The organism is Paenibacillus glycanilyticus NBRC 16618, from assembly GCF_004000805.1.
Taxonomy (GTDB): domain Bacteria; phylum Bacillota; class Bacilli; order Paenibacillales; family Paenibacillaceae; genus Pristimantibacillus; species Pristimantibacillus glycanilyticus.
The window spans coordinates 108,290-123,298 of record NZ_BILY01000007.1 but is presented as its reverse complement, the minus strand read 5'-3'; the positions used below and the strand labels follow the sequence as shown (position 1 = coordinate 123,298).

13 protein-coding genes are annotated in these 15,009 nt (G+C 52.4%); 9 read left to right on the top strand and 4 right to left on the bottom strand.

Annotated elements, in window-relative coordinates:
- Positions 1-286 precede the first annotated feature (286 nt).
- From PGL01S_RS07385 to PGL01S_RS07360, 6 genes are all read left to right on the top strand, one after another.
- Complete coding sequence (locus PGL01S_RS07385) at positions 287-1,105, top strand: sugar phosphate isomerase/epimerase family protein (protein ID WP_127492999.1); 819 nt, start codon at positions 287-289, stop codon at positions 1,103-1,105.
- Positions 1,105-2,232, top strand: a complete 1,128-nt coding sequence (locus tag PGL01S_RS07380) for a Gfo/Idh/MocA family protein (protein WP_127492997.1) — start codon at positions 1,105-1,107, stop codon at positions 2,230-2,232. The genes PGL01S_RS07385 and PGL01S_RS07380 overlap by 1 nt, the downstream gene beginning before the upstream one ends.
- 27 nt (positions 2,233-2,259) lie before the next feature.
- The gene (locus tag PGL01S_RS07375; protein ID WP_244935540.1) at positions 2,260-3,462 is read left to right on the top strand and encodes an MFS transporter; all 1,203 of its coding nucleotides are present in this window, start codon (positions 2,260-2,262) and stop codon (positions 3,460-3,462) included.
- 84 nt (positions 3,463-3,546) lie between these two features.
- A complete protein-coding gene (locus tag PGL01S_RS07370) occupies positions 3,547-4,254 on the top strand; it encodes an S-layer homology domain-containing protein (RefSeq protein WP_127492995.1) in 708 nt (235 codons plus the stop codon).
- A 166-nt stretch (positions 4,255-4,420) separates the two neighbouring features.
- A complete protein-coding gene (locus tag PGL01S_RS07365; RefSeq protein ID WP_127492994.1) occupies positions 4,421-5,377 on the top strand; it encodes a 3'-5' exoribonuclease YhaM family protein in 957 nt (318 codons plus the stop codon).
- Positions 5,378-5,429: 52 nt separating this feature from the next.
- On the top strand, positions 5,430-6,221 hold the full coding sequence (locus tag PGL01S_RS07360; protein WP_127493192.1) for an HNH endonuclease: 792 nt from the start codon (positions 5,430-5,432) through the stop codon (positions 6,219-6,221).
- A gap of 378 nt (positions 6,222-6,599) precedes the next feature.
- Here the strand turns inward: PGL01S_RS07360 and glsA are convergent, their stop codons facing one another.
- Positions 6,600-7,547: a glutaminase A gene (gene glsA / locus PGL01S_RS07355; protein WP_127492993.1), complete on the bottom strand. Its 948-nt coding sequence runs from the start codon at positions 7,545-7,547 to the stop codon at positions 6,600-6,602.
- Positions 7,548-7,776: 229 nt separating this feature from the next.
- Between glsA and PGL01S_RS07350 the strand changes: the two genes are divergently transcribed.
- Positions 7,777-8,595 (top strand): MetQ/NlpA family ABC transporter substrate-binding protein, encoded by an 819-nt coding sequence (locus PGL01S_RS07350; protein WP_127493190.1) that lies wholly within the window; start codon positions 7,777-7,779, stop codon positions 8,593-8,595.
- Between the two features lie 383 nt (positions 8,596-8,978).
- Here the strand turns inward: PGL01S_RS07350 and PGL01S_RS07345 are convergent, their stop codons facing one another.
- Complete coding sequence (locus PGL01S_RS07345; RefSeq protein WP_127492992.1) at positions 8,979-10,334, bottom strand: dipeptidase; 1,356 nt, start codon at positions 10,332-10,334, stop codon at positions 8,979-8,981.
- A gap of 187 nt (positions 10,335-10,521) precedes the next feature.
- On the bottom strand, positions 10,522-11,685 hold the full coding sequence (gene trpB / locus PGL01S_RS07340) for a tryptophan synthase subunit beta (RefSeq protein ID WP_127492990.1): 1,164 nt from the start codon (positions 11,683-11,685) through the stop codon (positions 10,522-10,524).
- 196 nt (positions 11,686-11,881) lie between these two features.
- Here trpB and PGL01S_RS07335 point away from each other — a divergent pair, with 196 nt between their 5' ends.
- Positions 11,882-12,946, top strand: a complete 1,065-nt coding sequence (locus PGL01S_RS07335) for an ATP synthase beta subunit C-terminal domain-containing protein (RefSeq protein WP_127492987.1) — start codon at positions 11,882-11,884, stop codon at positions 12,944-12,946.
- A gap of 45 nt (positions 12,947-12,991) precedes the next feature.
- Here the strand turns inward: PGL01S_RS07335 and PGL01S_RS07330 are convergent, their stop codons facing one another.
- Entirely contained in the window at positions 12,992-14,254 is a 1,263-nt protein-coding gene (locus PGL01S_RS07330) for an MDR family MFS transporter (protein ID WP_127492985.1), read from the bottom strand.
- 157 nt (positions 14,255-14,411) lie between these two features.
- On the opposite strand from PGL01S_RS07330, the gene PGL01S_RS07325 reads away from it, so the two are divergent.
- Positions 14,412-15,008, top strand: a complete 597-nt coding sequence (locus tag PGL01S_RS07325) for a GNAT family N-acetyltransferase (RefSeq protein WP_127492983.1) — start codon at positions 14,412-14,414, stop codon at positions 15,006-15,008.
- Position 15,009: the final 1 nt, after the last annotated feature.

The window sequence follows — 15,009 nt, the reverse complement described above, 5'->3', positions numbered from 1 at the left end:
AATAACGAATATGTATCATTATTATCTTGAATATAGATTGATTCGGCTTGGCGGGCGGCATTTTTCCTTCTTATTATGCTCATATTGGCAATATCCAACACGTGAGCGCCGCAGAAAGCTGCTGTTTTCTTATAAAAGGCATTCATTTTCGAGAACGATCCTTCTTTTTGCGTTGCAAGGCGAATAGAAATTTACCCCGCAAGCCGCCAAAAATATCCCTTTTTCGCGCTGTTCAAGCCCTATAATGGAAGGGGATGGACATATTGATCAGCGGGAGTGAGGAATCGTGAACGTATCAATTGGAGGCTATTCGTTTAACAACACGTACCTGGAAGGGAAAATGGATGTATTCGGCTATTTGGAAACGGTCAAATACCGTTACAAGCTGGATGTCGCCGATCTGTGGAACGGCTTCTTTATAGACCGCAGCACGGGGCCGATCTATCAACTTGCAGAGGAAAGCTATATCCGCAAAATCCGCGAGGCTTTGGACGAAAAGGAAATGTCGGTGGTCAACTTCGCCGTCGACGGCGCTCATCTGTGGGATCCGGATCCTGAGGTGCGACAACGGCTTTATGATAACGCGATTGTGCATTTGCGCGCATCGGTCATTCTCGGCGCGAAGACCGTCCGGATAGATACCGGCGGCAGCTATCATGACGTGGAGACGATGACGGAGGAGCAATTCGATTATACGGTCCGGACATACAGGGAGTTTGCGCAATTTGCGTCGGATAACGGTTTCCTGATCGGCCCCGAGAACCATATGGGCGCATCGCTGCTGCCGCGCGAAATGAGACGGATCGCCGAAGCGGTCGACCACCCGGCCTTTGGCTTCCTGGTCCATCTCGGACGGTGGAAAGCCGACCCTGAAGAGGGCGACAGGCTGGTTGCGCCGTGGGCCTACCATACCCATTTCGATGAAAAAACCGCCGTATCCGGCGATGCTTTGAATACGATCGCAACATTGAAGGATGCGGGTTACAAGGGATATTGGGGAATTGAATACAACGCGGCGAAGCGGCAGTATCTGGAGACGGAGAGGCTGCTCGGCATGGTGAAAAAGCTGCTTGCGGACGAAGCTGACTTAAGGAGTGAAGGGTAATGGAGATAGTTAAAATCGGGATAATCGGCGTTGGCCAGATCGGCAAGCAGCATATCGAGAAGTACCGACAGATCGCCGGCGCCCAGATTATCGCGGTATGCGACGTAAACGAGGCGGAGGCCAGAAGGGTAGCCGAGCAATACGGGATCCCGCATGTATACTCGGATTATCGCGAGCTGATTGGGCGCGAGGATATCGTTGCGGTTGATGTCTGCCTGCACAATAACTTCCATGCTCCCGTCACGATTGCCGCGCTCGAGGCCGGCAAGCATGTGTATTGCGAGAAGCCGATCGCCGGTACTTACGAGGACGGCAGAAGAATGCTGGAGGCGGCGGAGGAAACGGGCAAGCTGCTGCATATTCAGCTGTTTACGCTGTACGGCAAGGATACGAAAGCGGCCAAAACGCTGATTGACGGCGGCAAGCTTGGCAGGCTGTACCATGCGCGTTCCACCGGCTTCCGCCGCAGAAATCGTCCGTATGTAGACGGGTACGGGACGCCCTTTTTCACCCGCAAAGAAACGGCTGCTGGAGGCGCTCTGCTCGATATGGGCGTATACCATGTGGCACAGCTGCTCTATTTGCTTGGCAATCCGGAAGTAGAACGCATCTCGGGCAAGGTGTATCAGGAGATGGCGATGCTGGAGGAACGCAAGAATAGCAGCGGGTTTAACGTGGAGGAGCTGGCCACCGGTTTTATCCGGTTCAAGGGCGGTTTAACGCTTGACCTGATCGAAGCTTGGTCGGTTCATATGGGAAGCTTTGAGGGAAGCAGCATTCTTGGCTCGGAAGGAGGCGTCAGATTGCCTAACGGACTGTCGGGCGAATCCTCCCAGCCATTCAGCTACCATAGCACGGTTTGCGATATCGATATGGACAGCACGATTGACCTGGACATGATGGATTTGCGCTGGCACCGGCTTCGCGGGAATGAAGACGCTTACGACTCCTCGCAGCATCACTGGATTGCGGCACTGCAAGGAAGGGTTCCGCTGCTGCCGACAGCCGATATTGCGCTGCGTACGATGCTGATCAGCGAAGGAATTTATTTATCGGAGGAGCTCGGCCGCGAAGTGACGGCGGAGGAAGTCATCGCCCGGTCAAGCTCAACGGCTATTCCCGTCTAGGCTGCAAAGAAAGCGGTGATGGACAACATGAGTGAGATAGAAGGAAAAATAGAAAGAAGAAGCTTTCACTTTATTAAGGCGTTCAATTTTTTCAGTTACGGAACGATAGCGGTCTACAGCACGTTTTTTGCCCTTTACTTGCAGTCGATCGGAATTAATCCGCTGAAGATCGGGGCTCTTATGGCAGGCGGCCCTATCGTGTCGCTTATTGCCAACCCGTTATGGGGTTATTTAAGCGACCGGACTCGCAATATCCGGCTGATCCTTATTCTGATGCTGGTCGGCAATCTTGTCGCGATGCAGCTCGTTTTTTTAAGCGATTCCTACGCGTTTATATTTGGCTGCATGCTGCTCTTTTTCTTTTTCCAGATGCCGTTGTTCTCGCAGAGCAACAGCCTGATCCTGAACAGCATCGAAGGGACGCGCCACAAGTTCGGGGCATTCCGGTTATGGGGATCCTGCGGATGGGCGATACTTGCTCTGGTTACGGGGCCGATACTCGGGCAGATCGGCATCAGCCGGCTATGGCTGGTGTATACGATTATGATGCTGATCGCGATCGGATTCGCTTTTACCCTGCCAAGAGGATCCTCCCCAAAGACGGCTCAGGGCGTAAATTACCGGCAGATGCTCGGCAACAGGGTGTTTCTCGTGTTTCTCGTAATCGGGCTTCTGATCTCGATTCCGAACTCGATGAACACAACGTTTATCGGATTGTACATGACGGAGCTTGGCGGGCATACGGATCTTGTGGGCTGGTCAGCCTTTCTGTCCTCCGTCTTCGAAATTCCGGTATTCCTGCTCTTTGACCGGTACTTGTCCAAGCATGCCCGGACGATGGTCAGCTGCCTGATTCTCGTCAGCCTGCTGTATGCGCTTCGCTGGTTCCTCATGGCGGGAGCGGGCAACGCGGAGCAGATTATTTTCATCCAGGCGCTGCATTGTCTGACGTTTGGAGCTTTCTACTATATCGGTACGCAGCTGACGGCACTTCTTGTGCCCAGCGAGCTGCGGGCATCGGGGCAGGCGGTCTATGCGTTGACATGGGGCGGCTTGTCGGGAATCGCATCCGGATTTCTCGGCGGGTATCTGTTCCAGCAAGTCGGGCCAAAGTCCATCTATTGGACGGGAACGGGAATGGCGTTAATCGGACTGGTCGGGTTCACCTTGCTTTACTTGTATATGAGGATGACGGCCGTCAAAAAGAACAAGCGGGAAATCAGCTTTTAGCAACCTTTAGCGAGGCACCTTCGTCCATAACTTTGAACAGCTGTTCAATATCACAGCTTAGAGGATGAAGGAGGACATACGATTATGAAAAAACGCATCACTGCCGCGGCCATTTCCGCCGCTGTCTTGTTCGGAGCGTTATCCGGCCAGGCGCTTGCCGCCGATCATTCCAGCTTTACGGACATCGCCAATACTGGCAGCCGCGCTCAAATTGAAGCTCTCCAGGAGCTTGGCATTGTGAAAGGGGTATCTTCCTCGGAGTTCCATCCAGAAGAGAACCTGACGGGAGCGCAAGGGATTGAGCTGATCGTCCGCACGATGCAGTTAAGCCTGGCCGCCATTGATTTCAATCAAGCTCCTACCGCGGACGGCTTTTTCACCAATGTGAAAAATGATGCCTGGTACGCGGAGAGCTTCGTCATCGCGCACTATAACGGACTGGATCTGCCGGCTGACATCGACCCGAATAAGCCGCTCACGAGAGAGCAGTTCGCTCATTATTTGGTTCAGGCCCTTGAGAAAACCGGCCAATACCCGCTGATCAAGATGTACATCAACATCCAGGATGAGAAGGATATAACGGTAGATTATCAAGGAACGATTCAGCGCGCGCTGCTGTACAAGATCGTTGCGCTTGACGCGGACGGCAATTTCCATCCGCAGCAAGTCGTAAACCGCGCGGAAGCGGCTGCTATTCTTTTTGCGGCTCATGAATTTGTAGAGACGCATAAGGATAACGGCGAAGCCGGGGCTCCCGAAGAACCGGCGGCTTCGGCGCCGGCAACAGCGTAGGAGCAAAAAAGGCAGAGGCTGTCTATCCGACAAAATGTCGGGCGGACAGCCTCTTTCTTTTATCGCGCCGCAGCGCGTCATTTCATAGTATAATAGGAGCATCATGTGTCCCATAACGACGGCATCTTTGCGCAAGTGTTATGGGCAGCTGGAGAGAGGAACACGAATGACGCAAATTAAAGATCTTCGCAATCAGGACGATTTTACCGGCTTCTATTTGCTTAAAGAGCTGGAAGTCAAGCAGACCAATGCAACAACACCAAAGGATTATTTCGATATTGTACTAGCCGATAGTACGGGGCAGCTGGGGGCTAAGTTTTGGGATGTCTCCTCGCAGGACAAAGAAACCTTTTTCACGATGGGACTCGTTAAGGTGCAGGGGGTTGTCCATTTGTACCGCGAGAAGCTTCAGATCAAGATTTCGCGCATGCGTCCCGCGGTAGAGGCAGACGGCATTACGCTGACAGACTTTATCCGTTCGGCGCCGGTTGCTTCCAATGAACTTATCGATACGATTTATAAAGCGAAGGACAGTATTCAAGATACGGAGATTAAGGCGATTGTCGCTTATTGCGTGTCGAAGGTGGAGGAAAAGCTGACGCATTACCCGGCAGCCAAGACGCATCATCATGCGTATTTTGCCGGACTTGCTTACCATATGGCCAGAATGCTGGAGATCGGGGAATTTCTGTGCAAGCAGCGGCCGTTCCTGAACGCGGATCTGCTTAAAGCCGGCATAATTCTTCATGATATCGCCAAGCCCGAGGAGATGATCGCGCAGCTTGGCATCGTATCCGACTACAGCCTTTCGGGTAAGCTGATGGGACATATTTCGCTGGCGTCCACTTGGATTACGGAAGCGGCCATCCGCTGCAATATTAATTTGGATTCGGAAAAAGTGCTGGGATTGCAGCATATGGTGCTGTCTCATCATAATCTGGGAGAGTGGGGGAGTCCCGTTCAGCCGCAAACGGCGGAAGCCGTGGCGCTGCATCATATCGATGCGATGGACGCCAAGCTTCAAATGGTCGAGGATGCCCTCCAGACAACTCCGGAAAGCGAGCCATGGACGCCTGTTGTCCGCGGACTGGAGAATAAACCGATCTATCGGATGAAGCTGTAATTATAAAGGGTAATGGGGTGAAAGGCGGGTGCTCGAACACCCGGCACTACCGATGACCGATAACTTGCAAACGACTCAATATAAGCAATGCGTGCATTGCCTGGAGCAAAAGCCGGTGACGGATTTTCTCCGCCGTACGGGCAGACGTTCGGGACCGGCTTCGCGGCGCGGTTCATGCCGCAGCTGCCGGAAAACAAGAAGCCGGATTACCGCGCCGATTACGGTGTCTGCCGCTAATCAAGAGGCGGCGGTTCAGCCGGCAGCGCCATTGGCTGCGATGCCCGAGGCGGTTGAGGCCGTGCCGGCAAGCCAAGCTAAGCCTGCCGTTGGGCCGGCTGCCGCTTCAGAGCCAGCTGCGGCAGCTGCTCCTGCCGTGGCACCAAAGCGGCCTAGACCGTCCAAAGCTCCGGCGCGGACTGCCTTAGCCGGCGGGAAATACCGTCCCCGTCCGCTGCCGGCGAATTATTCGCCGACGGATGCCAGTCTGCTGCGGACGACGCGCAAAGGAACGGTCTGGATGCGCGGCAAGACCGATAAAGGACGGCGATGGCACCAGGAGATTGAACTGGAGCTTGCGGTTACGCTCGTGAAGGAGCGGGCTGCCGTTATCGTGAACCGGACCACGATACGCCGATTGTTCAGCAACAAGGATTTCCGGAGCTATATCCTGACAAGAGACAATTACACCTGCCATTTCTGCGGGCAATACGGCGATACCATCGACCATATGCTGCCGCGCGCAAAGGGCGGCCATACCACGCCTGATAATTGTGTATGCGCCTGCAATGAGTGTAATCAGTCCAAAGCGGATAAAGATATTGACGAATTTATGCGGGAGCTTTAAGTAGGGTGGGATGCGCGTAGCCTGCCGAGTCTGGGACTCGGGGCTACGTACATCCCTTTTATTTTTGGCTTAAGGTCCCTTAGGGGACCTTAAGTTAAGGACACTATGTGGGTGGGGTATAGGTATAAAAAGTGTACATGCGTTGTAGCCAAGATAAGACCCTGTCAGGGTCTTATCTAATAAAAATAGGGTAGCGGCCAGCTACATAAGACCCTCGCGGGGTCTTATTCGTTTGCGAAACGCAGAATAATCGGTGAAAATACGCATTGTGGTTGAGTATAAGCCCCCATCAGGGTCTTATCAATTAATGTAACAGCCTTAAACAGCCCAATAGGACCCTCACAGGGTCTTATTGGGCTCGAAACTTCTCTCATAACTCTAGAATAAACTCCAATCCAACTCGCGCGAAAGGGTCTCAAGAAGATGGACGCCGGCGATGCTGTTGCCTTTGGAGTTAAGAGCCGGACCAATTACCCCGATGCCAAGCCTTCCCGGCACCATCGTCAGGATTCCGCCGGACACGCCGCTTTTTGCGGGAAGCCCTACCTGGATGGCGAATTCGCCGGATGCGTTGTACATTCCGCAGGTGATCATAAAGGTCTTCGCGATCTGCACATACCGGCGGGGGATAAGGGAGACGCCTGTTACCGGATCGGTGCCGTTGTTTGCGAGGACCAGGGCCATTCGGGCCAAGTCGCTGCAGGTAACCTGAATCGAGCAGTGACGGAAATAGACGTCCAGCACATCCTCGACTTGTCCTTCCAGAACGCCGTTGTCCTTCAGCAGATAAGCCATTGAACGGTTCAAATTGGCGGTATCCGATTCGGATTTGTATACGTCCATGTCGTACGTTAACGTATCGTTGCTTGCAAGCGACTGGAAGAAGGAGAGAATGCGTGAGGACTTCTCAGCCGAATTCCGGCCGTGAATCAAAGAAGATATGGCGATAGCGCCGGCGTTGATCAGCGGATTGAACGGGATGCCGGGACGGACAAGCTCCAGCTTCAGCATGGAATTGAAGTTGTCTCCGGTCGGCTCCATGCCGACCTTTTGAAAGACGGCTTCTTCCCCGTTGTCCATCAGGGCGAGAATAAGCGTATACACCTTAGAGATGCTTTGCATCGTAAAAGCCAGGCCGCAATCGCCGGCCGAAACAGCTTGCCCGCTTGTATCGATCATATGGATGCCAAGCGCATGCTGCGGAGCTTTGGCCAATTCCGGAATATAGGAGGCCGTCTTGCCGTAGGCGGAACGGACTTTGCTCGCCTCTACCCAAACAGGGAGCTGGCGATTTATTAATTCGAGTTCTTGTGCAGTAAATGACATAGTAGGTTCCTCCATTCCAAGCCGTTCGTATCTCTATTTTCTATATTATATTTCATATTCCGAATTGCGAACAGTGCGAGCGAATCTCTAGATTGATTTATGAATAGGACTCGCTTAGACTTGGGTCTTACAGGCTGCTGACTGCCAAATAAGGCAGAGAGAGATAATAAAGCCAGCCGGATATAATCGGGAGGAATGGAAAGTGAGAAGTAAATTAATCGGGCTCGTCATGCTCGCACTCCTTGTGGCGATTGTCGCGGGATGCGGTCAAAATAATAAGCCAGACAAGCAAGACAATCAGGCAACAAACGAAGGAAAAGCCGGACAGGAAGTGAACCTGAAGGTAGCGGTTCTCATCCCGCCGATGAGCGAGATTCTGGAGCTGGTGAAGCCGCTCTTGAAGCAGGACGGCATTAATCTGGAGATTGAAACCCTGTCGGATAACGTACAGCCGAACACGGCTCTTCAGCATAAAGAGGTTGACGCGAACTTCTTCCAGCACGTTCCGTATATGAACGACTTCAACGCAACCAACAAGGCTAACCTGGTACCGGTTAAAGCGATCTACAATGCGGTATACGGCGGCTACTCGAAAAAGTATAAAAAAATCGAGGATCTGCCGGATGGAGCTACCATCGCGATTGCCAACGATCCGTCCAATATCGGACGCTCGCTTGTCATGATGGAGAACAACGGCCTGCTTAAGCTAAAAGAGGGAGTAGGGATTAAAGCCACGCAGGCGGATATCGTAGACAATCCGCATAAGTATAAATTCAAAGAAGTGGACCTGCTTATGCTGGCCCGCATCATCGATGACGTAGACATGGTGCTCATGACGCCGGCTTACGCAAAGCCGCTTGGTCTGACGCCTAAGAAGGACGCTTTGATCAAAGAAGGCAGCGAATCCGACTTCGTGATTACTTTGGTCGCACGCGAGGACAACGTAAACTCCCCGGCGATTCAAAAGCTGGCAGAGCGGATGACGGGCCCTGAAGTAAAGAAATTCCTCGAAGACAATTACAGCGATATCGCGCTTCCGGCGTTTTAATAGATACAAAAAGCAGCCCATGCGGGCTGCTTTTTTGTATATTGCCAATTACATTGCACTATTTACAGCATAAAAACGCTATTTAGCTTAATAGCCAACCTTATCCTGCACATTATGCAGGATAAGGAGGCAAAAACGATCTATGAAAGCTCAATTTAGCGAAAAATCCTGCACTTCGTGCAACATAAAGTTCCGTAACGGCTCATTTACGCGGAATATGCTGCACTTCGTGCAAGGTAGCAATTAGTCTTCCCGTTATGCCGATGCCGGAAGGGGCATATACCCACCCGGCTTTTTACGACTTCTTTCGGCCTGACCTCAAACGGCTTGAGACTCAACAGAATTGCGGGGATGGTAAGTTGGAGCTTTCCCCCTATGTCTAGTTATACTCGTTTCAAAAACTCCACGATGGTCAGCAGCCCTTTGTCGAAGTTCTCGAGGTTGAAATGCTCGTTGGGAGCATGAAGATTCTCGTCCGGCAGGCCAAAGCCCATCATGATAACGGGTGCCGACAGCTGGCGGGAGAAGGTCTCGACGATCGGGATCGAACCGCCGTCCTTGGTGAACAACGCGCGTGTGCCGTATACCGCTTCGTATGCGTCCGCTGCCGTTTGCAGAAGCGGGATCGACGGATCCATATCGAAGGCGCGCGCTTTTTCGCCCGGCTTCACGGTTAACTTCACGCCCTGCTGCACGTTCGAGTGAAGATGCGCGATGATCGCATCCAGAATGCGCTGCGGGTCCTGCTGGCCAACTAGGCGGCAGGTGATTTTCGCATGCGCCTCCTTCGGAATAACCGTCTTGGTGCCTTCGCCTTGGAAGCCGCCCCATACGCCGTTCAGCTCGAGCGTTGGACGGGCGCCGGTGCGCTCTACAAACGTATAGCCTTCTTCTCCGTACAAGCTGCCGAGTCCAAGCGTTTTCTTCAGCTGCTCTTCGTTGAATTTCTGTTTCTCGAACTCTTCGTGCATGGCTGCCGTCAGCTCGGGAACGCCTTCGTAGAAGCCTTCCACCGTAATGCGGCCTTGCTTGTCATGCAGAGATGCCAGCAATTCAACCATCGCATGGAGCGCATTTGGAACGCCGCCGCCGTATGTACCCGAGTGCAGGTCCGTGTTCGACGCGTTAATGGTCAACTCGAGCGAGCAAAGTCCGCGCAGACCCGTCGAGATGGCAGGTTTGCCTTTTTCAATAAGGGAAGTATCCGAGATCAGCACGGCATCGGTTGCGAGCAGCTCCTGCTTCTCGTTCAAGAAAGTCAGCAGGCTAGGGCTTGAAATCTCTTCTTCGCCTTCGATGCAGAACTTCACGTTAACCGGGAGCTGCTGTTCTTGTTTCAGCAAGGCCTCAACAGCTTTGATATGCAAGAATACCTGCCCTTTATCGTCCGTTGCCCCGCGCGCATACAGCTTGCTGTCACGTTCGGTTGGTTCAAACGGAGGCGTCTCCCACAAATGAAGCGGATCGACCGGCTGCACGTCATAATGGCCATAGACAAGGACCGTTGGTTTGCCCGGCGAATGAAGATGATCGGCATATACGATCGGATGTCCGGCCGTCTGATGAATCTTTACGTTCTCAAGGCCAGCTGCCTCAAGCTTGCCTGCCACCCATTCGGCCGCTTTAACCATGTCCTGCTTATGCTCAGACAGCGCCGAAATGCTTGGAATTCTCAAAAACTCTTTAAGCTCCTCCAGCTGCTGCTCTCTACGTTCCGAAAAATACGATTCATAACTCATTGTTTATGTACCTCCCAAAAAGAATGATCACACGAACAACCAGGATTAGACTGCTCGTGATGATTCTTACTTCGTAAGCTTATGCTCCATAACCGCTTTAGGCTAAAAAAGCCTAATCCAAGTATACGCTTCCGGGCAGTCAAAAAAAAGGCAGCCCCGCCCAAGGGGCAGAAGCTGCAGTCAAACGTTATTTATGAAGCATGTGGAAGACTTGCTCCACGTCTTTATCGCCGCGGCCGGACAGATTGATAATGATGATTTCGTCCTTGCTCATCGTTGGAGCGAGCTTTTTCGCGTGGGCAACCGCATGCGCGCTTTCAAGCGCAGGGATAATGCCCTCCGTACGGGACAGCTCCTGGAACGCTGCCAGAACTTCTTCGTTGCTTACGGTAACGTATTCCGCTCGGCCGCTGACTTTCAGATGGCTGTGCTCCGGCCCGATACCCGGATAATCGAGACCTGCGGCGATGGAGTACGTTTTTCTAGGATTGCCTTCCTCATCGAGCAGCACGAGGCATTTGAAGCCGTGGATGATGCTAGGCACGCCTTCGGTCAAGGTTGGCGCTTGATCAGGTTCAACGCCGATCAGGCGTACGGAAGGCTCGTCGATGTAGTGGGCGAAGGCGCCAATCGCATTGCTGCCGCCTCCTGCGCAGGCGATAACGGCATCCGGAAGACGGCCTTCCTTGGCCAGAATCTGACGCTTCGATTCTTCGCTGATGATCGATTGGAAGTGCTTGACCATCGTTGGGAACGGATGCGGGCCTACGGCCGAACCGAGGAGGTAGAACGTGTTTTTATAGTTGGCAACCAGATCGTTCAGCGCTTCGTCAACAGCATCCTTCAGGCGGCCTTGACCTTTGTCTACCGGCACAACGGTAGCGCCAAGCAGCTCCATCCGGAATACGTTCAGCGCCTGACGGCGCGTATCCTCTGCGCCCATATAGATGACGCAGTCCATATTAAACATAGCGCAGGCAGTTGCCGTTGCAACGCCGTGCTGGCCGGCGCCGGTCTCGGCAATGACGCGTTTGGCGCCCATCCGTTTGGCGAGCAGAATCTGGCCAACCACGTTATTGATTTTGTGAGCGCCGGTATGGTTCAAGTCCTCGCGCTTCAGATAGATTTTCGCGCCGCCCCAGGCGTTCGTCAGGTGCTCGGCGTAAGTCAGCGGATTTTCGCGGCCGACGTATTCCTTCAGATAATAATCCAATTCTTCCTTAAATTCCGGATCATCCTTGAACTTGTTGAATTGCGCGCTTAAGTAATCCAATACTTCCTTCAGCTCAGGCGGGACAAAGCTGCCGCCGAATTCTCCAAAATATCCTTCAGCTACTTGTTCTTGACTCATCTTCTGAAAGCGCCTCCAATACTAGAGTTAATCTACTTATTCAAACCTTATCGTAGCATATAATAGGTCAAATTTCTTGTTAAAAATAGGAAGGCGGAAGATTGGGATATTCCATTTTCGTTCACATTTATTTACAATTAGACGTTGCGCTTTAGAGTAATTATTATTACTATATAAAGTAAGGAGGTGCTAAAAAATGGAGGAAGAGCTACAGCTTAACGTTCCGCTATTGCGCCGTCGCGTACCCAATCTTACCTCCGCGGCACGGACAGCCGGTCTTCGGGCAGCAACCGTCTCCAATCTCTGTACGGGGAAAATACCCGTCGGCCGCGCGGAGGTCCGCACTTTGGTTGCTTTAGCCGCATTGGCAGGTTGCAGTCTTGATGAACTCATTATTCGAGGGAGCGGGATGAGGATGATCGAAACCGGAATTAAAGCGCTGGATTTGCTCGCACCTGTCGTGCGGGGCGGAACGGTTGGTTTTGTGGCCAGACCCAATATGGGGCAGCTTGTGTTGTTGGCCGAATTTATGCACCGGATGAACAAACGGGGTTATACGACGATTTTTTGGGATCCGGGTACCGAAGCTCCGGGCATTAGCCATGTCAAAGATCAATCCGAATACGTACTTGCAACAAGGGATGACATATACAAACAGATCGTTAAGCTTCGCGAAGAGAAGGATATTTTGCTGGGCGTTGACCGCAGCACCGTATTAAGCGGAGAGCTTTTCTCGCTCAAGGAAAGCTTGAAGGAAGCTGGTGCCAGACCAATCACGGTTGCGTTGGTCGATATGGCTTACGCGGTTGCGGACGATTCGGCTGCCGAAGCTTACGGGCCGCTCGATACGTTATGGCGATTCGATTCGGATTTGATCAGCCGCGGCATTTATCCGGCTATCGATCCTATTACTTCCACCTCGACGATCTCGGAAGGCAATTACTTGGATGCGGCGCATCTTGCGCTGCAGCAACGCGCCCGCAAGCTGCTTCGCCGTTATAGAGAGCTGCGATTGATTGTCACCACGCACGGGCTGGATAAAATAACGGATTCCGATTCGCAGCTGTATAGACGGGGAGAGAGATTGGAGTCTTATCTGGCTCAGCCGTTTTACGTCTCGGAGCCTTATACGAATAAGGCCGGCGAATGGCTGTCCCTGTATGAAACGTTGGAGGACGTGAAGCGGATCCTGGACGGCGAGCTGGATGAGACTGAAGTCTCCGAGCTGTTTTTCAAAGGGAAGCTTGTGGTTAGAACCTAGCATGTTAAAAAGACTGAACCCTAGGGTTAGCCTTTCTCCTTGTTATTATGCCGTCTGTTTATAGAACTGGTTAAACATTCTGTAGTAGATTACCGCGGACAACACGGCAAGCACGGTTAGAAGGGCAAACGTTCCGTCATAACCAATCCATTCGCTCAGCGGAATGGAGATCGGAGCCAGCGTTCGCCCAATCGTAAACCGCAGGCTGGAAGCCGCGAAATATTGCCCGCGCATATGCTCCGGCGCCAGCCGGGATACAAACGTCTGGTGCGGTCCGGCCGTCATCAGCTCCGCAAGCGTAAATACAACAATTGCCGCGGTCAAGCCCCAGAACGTGGACATTTGACCAAACATCGCAATTCCGGCCGCGTACAGCAGCGCGCTTCCGATGAATACAAAGCGGTCGCGAAATTGCAGCATCCATTTGGTTACGGCAACCGTAAACAAGGCGACAAACAATCCGTTCTCCGATACGATGAGTCCAAAAAGCTTCTCGCCGGACAATTGGAAGCTCCAATTCCCGTAAGCGAGTATCGTAGTCGAGTCAATCGTCTCTTTCAGAAAGACGGGGAAGAGCAAATCTAGCTGCATAAAGGTCTGGGCTAACAGAACACCGGCTATGATGAACAGCAGGAATACGCGGTCCGAGGCAATAACCTTATAATCCCGAAGCTGTGCCGCGACAGCTTTGTGCCACGGCTCGCTGCCGCTGCGCTTCTCTTTGAGCATGTCCGCCGAAAGCGTCTCTCTTGTAAAAGAGGCAAGCAATACGGCAACAAGCAGGCAGACTGCACACGCTGCAAACAGGATGATGGAAGGCGAATCCAGAAAGAAGGTTGCGCCGATCAACGGGCCGATGACAACAGCCATATTAACCGCCGTGTAAAAGACGGCGAAGACACCGGAACGGTGCTCCTCCGGTACAACATCCGCTACCATGGCCTGGCTGGCAGGCCAATACAAGGTGCCGCATAAGCTGGCGAGGCCGAAGCCGATAAACCCGGTAGCGGGGGCATCCAGCCAAGGAGTTGCGCTAAAGGCGAATATGCCGTAACCAACGGCTTGTCCGCTGGCTGCGAACACCATAACCTTTTTCCGCCCAAGCCGGTCCGCGAAATAACCTCCGAATAAGTTAACGAGTACGGATAAAGCCTGCGACAGGATGAGCAGGATACCGGTCCAGCTTTTGCCAAAGGATTGTGCGAAATAGATCGACAAATACGGGTAGAACACCCAAAAGATAACGTTAAAGCAGGTCTCTCCTAATAGCCGGATTTTTAAATTCCGGTCCCAATCTCTAATTCTCATGTTGTCCTGATCCTTCTAGTTGTGATAGTCAATCCTCCCATCATACTGTTCCTCTTATGCCGGAGCAAGTGGTGCAAAAAGGAATCGTTGCGGGCCCATAAAACGGGGACTATAATTGTATGAAAATAACATTTTGAAATAGGGGAGAGATGAGCCGATGAGTCAATCCGGTATAAATCCAATCCTGCTGACAATACCCGAAAGCTTTGAGAGCGCTCGGCTCCTTATTCGTGCTCCTTTATTTGGAGACGGTGCGGCCGTTAACGAGGCAGTAGTGGAAAGCATTGAGGAGCTGCGTCCATGGATGCCTTGGGCGAAACAAATTCCTACGATAGAAGAGTCTGAGATTGGGATCAGAAAGTCCCGGCTCGAATTTCTGGAACGGACGGATTTGCGGCTGCTTCTTATTCATAAAGAGAGTGGTCAATTAGTTGGCAGCAGCGGGCTTCACCGGATGGATTGGCAGGCACGGAATTTTGAGACCGGCTACTGGGTAAGGACATCTTGCGCTGGGCAGGGTTACATATCGGAAGCGGTAGAGGCGATTACGGAGTTCGCTATCCACCAATTAGAGGCTAACCGGATCGAGATCCGCTGTGATTCGCGCAACACGAAGAGTGCTAGAGTAGCCGAGCGGTCCGGGTTTACGCTTGAAGGAATTTTGCGCAGCGAAAAACGCGCCAACGACGGTTCGCTGCGGGATACGATGGTTTTCTCGAAGGTTCGGGGCGTGGAATATGGAGTACGAACATAGA

What these genes read in the sequence shown, in the direction of transcription:
- PGL01S_RS07380 (WP_127492997.1), top strand. Translation starts at nt 1,105, where the DNA reads ATGGAGATAGTTAAAATCGGGATAATCGGCGTTGGCCAGATCGGCAAG.
- PGL01S_RS07375 (WP_244935540.1), top strand. Translation starts at nt 2,260, where the DNA reads ATGAGTGAGATAGAAGGAAAAATAGAAAGAAGAAGCTTTCACTTTATT.
- PGL01S_RS07370 (WP_127492995.1), top strand. Translation starts at nt 3,547, where the DNA reads ATGAAAAAACGCATCACTGCCGCGGCCATTTCCGCCGCTGTCTTGTTC.
- PGL01S_RS07365 (WP_127492994.1), top strand. Translation starts at nt 4,421, where the DNA reads ATGACGCAAATTAAAGATCTTCGCAATCAGGACGATTTTACCGGCTTC.
- PGL01S_RS07360 (WP_127493192.1), top strand. Translation starts at nt 5,430, where the DNA reads ATGACCGATAACTTGCAAACGACTCAATATAAGCAATGCGTGCATTGC.
- glsA (WP_127492993.1), bottom strand. Translation starts at nt 7,547, where the DNA reads ATGTCATTTACTGCACAAGAACTCGAATTAATAAATCGCCAGCTCCCT.
- PGL01S_RS07350 (WP_127493190.1), top strand. Translation starts at nt 7,777, where the DNA reads ATGCTCGCACTCCTTGTGGCGATTGTCGCGGGATGCGGTCAAAATAAT.
- PGL01S_RS07345 (WP_127492992.1), bottom strand. Translation starts at nt 10,334, where the DNA reads ATGAGTTATGAATCGTATTTTTCGGAACGTAGAGAGCAGCAGCTGGAG.
- trpB (WP_127492990.1), bottom strand. Translation starts at nt 11,685, where the DNA reads ATGAGTCAAGAACAAGTAGCTGAAGGATATTTTGGAGAATTCGGCGGC.
- PGL01S_RS07335 (WP_127492987.1), top strand. Translation starts at nt 11,882, where the DNA reads ATGGAGGAAGAGCTACAGCTTAACGTTCCGCTATTGCGCCGTCGCGTA.
- PGL01S_RS07330 (WP_127492985.1), bottom strand. Translation starts at nt 14,254, where the DNA reads ATGAGAATTAGAGATTGGGACCGGAATTTAAAAATCCGGCTATTAGGA.
- PGL01S_RS07325 (WP_127492983.1), top strand. Translation starts at nt 14,412, where the DNA reads ATGAGTCAATCCGGTATAAATCCAATCCTGCTGACAATACCCGAAAGC.